The sequence below is a fragment of the Streptomyces boncukensis genome (assembly GCF_011045075.1).
GTDB classification, from domain to species: Bacteria; Actinomycetota; Actinomycetes; order Streptomycetales; family Streptomycetaceae; genus Streptomyces; species Streptomyces boncukensis.
Genome location: NZ_JAAKZZ010000645.1, coordinates 1 through 3,579, shown reverse-complemented (window position 1 = coordinate 3,579; position 3,579 = coordinate 1). Strand labels below are relative to the sequence as shown.

The following is a 3,579-nucleotide window of genomic DNA, read 5'->3' as shown; positions in this document are numbered from 1 at the left end:
GGCTGCCCCTGCGCCTGCCCCGCCCCGTCGGGCGGAGCCTCCGGCGTCCGCCCGGCGCGCAGCTCGGCGACGCGCTGCGCGAGCAGGTCGTGCAGCATCGCGACGGTGACCGGACCGCCGGAGAGGTGCATCACGGACAGGAACTGCGGCACCGCCTCCACGATTTCGGCCACCAGGCCCTGCTCGTGCGGCGCGGGTGCGGGATAGGCGAGGGACCAGGCGTCGAACAGGGCGACCCAGCCGCGCAGCACCGCGCTGTCGTCGCGGTCCCAGGCACGCAGCCGCCAGCCCGCGCGCGCCACCTCGCCGCCCGGCTCGCCGTGCAGCTCGACCAGTCCGGCGAGCCGGGCGCGGTCCCAGTGCGTGCGCACCTGGCGGGCGGGGATGCCCAACTCGGTCGCGGCCCGCTCCACCGAGGCGAAGGTCCGCAGTGCGGTGCCGTCGTGGGCCGCCCAGCGGGCCAGCCGCACGGCGTCGACGAGCGACGCGCGCGCCTGGCGCGCGAGTTGGTCGCGCGCGGGCACGCCGTCCGGCGGCCTGGGCGTGCTCGCCGCACGCCGGGTGGTCACCGTGCGCCGGGCAGCGGCGACGGGCTGACGGGGGACGAGGCTGAGCCGGGTGTCGCGCGGTGTACGGGACGACGTCACGGGATCAGTCTTCACGGTGCGGCGGGGAAACCCAAACCTGGGGTGCCTTACCCGGGCGTACGGCCCGCCCCGGGCCGTGTCCGGCGGATCCCGCCGGTCCGGGGCCGCCCCGGAGCCGCAATCGGACAACGGCCGATGCCGGGTACGCACGATGTACGCACGATCCGCCGGATACGACCTCGCGCCCCGACTCACATCAGCGGCGTCAGGAAGCGGCGCAACGCCTCCTCGCAGCCCTCCGGGTCGGCGTTCCACATGGCCGCGTGCGGGGCGTCGTGGACGGTGTGCAGGGTGACGAGGTCCGGTCGCTCCGCGGCGAGCGCGCGTGAGCTGTCCCAGGGGGCGACGGTGTCGCCCGGACCGTGCAGCAGCAGCACCGGGAGGCTGAGCGTGTCCGGCGCCGGGACGGCGGCGAACCGGTCGGCCGCGAGCCCGCTGCGCCCCTGCACCGCGCGCAGGGCGAGCGGCAGCAGGGCGCGCGGGATGCCGTGCGACGCGGCCAGGGCGGCGAGCGTGCGCTTCCAGTCCAGCACCGGCGAATCGAGGACGAGCCCGCTGATCCGGTCGCGCAGCGCGGAGTTGGCTGCGGCATGCAGGGCCATGGCGGCGCCGCTGGACCAGCCGTACAGGACGACGCGCCGGGCGCCGTAGCGGACGGCGTACCGGATCGCCGCGTCCAGGTCGCGCCATTCGGACGCGCCGAGGTGCCCGATGCCGTCCGGAGGGCGGGGCGCGCCGAGGTCGCCTCGGTAGGCGATGTCGAGAATGGGCAGCCGCTGCCGGCGCAGGAAGGGGAAGAGGGCCATCGGCTGCTCGCGCGTGGCGCCCAGGCCGTGCACGGTGAGCACCCACACCGCGCGGTCGCCGGGCACGAACCAGCCGGGGAGCGGGCCGAGTTCGCCGGGGATGTCGACCTCGGTGAACGGAATGCCGAGCGCCGATCCCGGGTCGCCGGTGTACACCTGCGGGGTGAGCCGTACGGTGGCCCCCGCGCTCAACTGCCCCTGGGTGACGCGCTCCAGCTTCCGTACGACCGTGTGCACGGAGCCCTCCGCGTCCACGGCCGTCCCGGGCCCGTCCGGCGCCGCCCCGGGCTCTTCGGGCCGCTCGCCGGGCGGCGCGTCGAGCACCGGGCCCACGACCGCGTGGCTGCCGCGTCCGGCCAGGCCGTAGGTTCCGGGGAGGCCGGCCATCAAGGAGCGGGTCAGCGCGACCCTGCCGTGCTCCGCGGAGTGCACGGTCAGCGGCGGGCCCTCGAAGCCGGCGGGCCGGGGGCCGCCGTGGCGCCGGGCGCGCGCCGGGCGCAGCGCACGGGCTGCGGCGTACCGGCCGGCCGCCACAGCGGCCGCGCCGGCTCCCAGGACGGAGGAGGCGGCGAAGGCCGCCGTTCGCAGACGCATCGCCCTCACTGTCGCCCCGCCCCGGGCGCGCGGCCAGTGGGCTGTGGCATGCGGGTGACGGGCGCCCGCGGATACTCCCGAGGAGCGCCCCGAGGAGCGCCCCGGGGAGCGCCCGGGGACGTCCCGGAGGAGCGCCCGGGAGCATGGGGACGGAGCGTGATCAGCCGGACACAACAGACGCCGTGCCGCGACACTTCGATGCCCGTCCCAGTTCACCTTCCGTTCACTCACTGTCTTTACGTTCACCGCGTCCTTGACCTTCGAACGGATTGCGCCTGGTGACTGGATGGAACACATCACGCTTCTCATCGGGATCGTGATTGTCACGGCCTTGGTGTTCGACTTCACGAACGGCTTCCACGACACGGCCAACGCCATGGCCACCACCATCTCCACAGGAGCACTCGCCCCCCGCGTCGCGGTCGGGATGTCCGCGATCCTGAATCTCGTCGGCGCCTTTCTGTCCGTCGAAGTCGCCAAGACCATCTCCTCGGGGCTCATCGACGAAGGTTCCGGCATCAAACCCGAAGTGATCTTCGCCGGGCTGGTCGGCGCGATCATCTGGAACCTGCTGACCTGGCTCGCCGGGCTCCCCTCCAGCTCCTCGCACGCGCTGATGGGCGGCCTCATCGGCGCCACCGTCGCCTCCGTCGGCCTCAACGCCGTCAACGGCGACGTCGTCGTGATGAAGGTCCTCATCCCGGCGCTGGCGGCCCCGCTGGTCGCCGGTATCGCCTCCCTGCTGGCCACCCGGCTGACGTACCGCGTGGCGCGCAACGCCGACGAGGAGCGGAGCGCCAAGGGCTACCGCGCGGGCCAGATCACCTCGGCCGCGCTGGTCTCCCTGGCGCACGGCACCAATGACGCGCAGAAGACGATGGGCGTCATCACTCTCGCGCTGGTCGCCGGCGGCGCGCTGGCCCCGGGGTCGGACCCGCCGGTGTGGGTCATCACCTCGGCGGGCCTCGCCATCGCGCTGGGCACCTATCTGGGCGGCTGGCGGATCATCCGCACCATGGGCAAGGGCCTCACCGACATCCAGCCCCCGCAGGGCTTCGCGGCGCAGACCGGCGCCGCTGCCACCATCCTGGCCTCCTCGCACATCGGCTTCTCCCTCTCCACCACCCACGTCTGCTCGGGCGCCGTCATGGGCTCCGGGCTCGGCCGCAAGGGCAGCGTCGTACGGTGGGGCACCGCGGGCCGGATGGTGATCGGCTGGGCCCTGACCCTCCCGGCCGCCGGACTGGTCGCCGCCCTGGCAGCCGTGCTGGCCGACCAGGGGGACTGGGGCGTGACCACCGTCGCCGTCCTGCTGGTGGCCGGCTGTGCCGCCATCTGGGCCTGCTCGCGCCGCGCCCCGGTCGACCACACGAACGTCAACGACCTGCCCGCCGAGGGCGCCACGGACGAGGGAACCGACCGCGGGGAGCCCGAGCCCGCCGGAGTCGTCACCGCCGCCCTGCAGACCGTCGCCCCGCCGCCCGCGCCGACGGGCGCCACGGTGCCCCCCGCCCGGCAGGAGGGGGACCAGC

2 protein-coding genes and 1 pseudogene are annotated in these 3,579 nt (G+C 75.0%); 1 reads left to right on the top strand and 2 read right to left on the bottom strand.

Going from position 1 to position 3,579, the window contains the following annotated elements; genetic code table 11:
- Positions 1 to 647 (bottom strand): annotated as a pseudogene (locus tag G5C65_RS33570) (hypothetical protein); the annotation flags it as partial.
- A 191-nt stretch (positions 648 to 838) separates the two neighbouring features.
- Positions 839 to 2,047 (bottom strand): alpha/beta hydrolase, encoded by a 1,209-nt coding sequence (locus tag G5C65_RS33565; RefSeq protein ID WP_165302838.1) that lies wholly within the window; start codon positions 2,045 to 2,047, stop codon positions 839 to 841.
- 286 nt (positions 2,048 to 2,333) lie between these two features.
- Between G5C65_RS33565 and G5C65_RS33560 the strand changes: the two genes are divergently transcribed.
- On the top strand, positions 2,334 to 3,579 hold a 1,246-nt coding region (locus G5C65_RS33560; protein WP_165302837.1), incomplete at its 3' end, for an inorganic phosphate transporter.

What these genes read in the sequence shown, in the direction of transcription:
- G5C65_RS33565 (WP_165302838.1), bottom strand. Translation starts at nt 2,047, where the DNA reads ATGCGTCTGCGAACGGCGGCCTTCGCCGCCTCCTCCGTCCTGGGAGCC.